Here is a 256-nt window from a genome sequence, read left to right on the forward strand (position 1 = left end):
TCAATCTTTTCAAGAAACAGCGTGCCGCCGTGTGCCAGTTCCAGCCGACTCAGACGGCCATTTTCATTGTCCGTGCGATCGCCACCAATAAATTCTTCCGCCAGCGCAGCATCACCATATAACTCACAATTGACGGCGATATAAGGACCTGCAGCACGCTCGCTTTCATTATGAATTGCCTGACTTAGCAGTGCCTTGCCCACGCCCTCTTCTCCACAAAGCAGGACAGGAAAGCTACTGCGCGCCGCCTGGCGAC

At 53.9% G+C, this 256-nt stretch carries 1 protein-coding gene; it reads right to left on the reverse strand.

Annotation, left to right across the window (positions count from 1 at the left end):
- Positions 1-203: sigma 54-interacting transcriptional regulator (locus tag RVY79_RS20500; protein WP_317466430.1), on the reverse strand; the 203-nt coding region annotated here is incomplete at its 3' end.
- Between the last annotated feature and the right edge of the window lie 53 nt (positions 204-256).

Source organism: Chromohalobacter sp. HP20-39 (assembly GCF_033052815.1).
GTDB lineage: Bacteria > Pseudomonadota > Gammaproteobacteria > Pseudomonadales > Halomonadaceae > Chromohalobacter.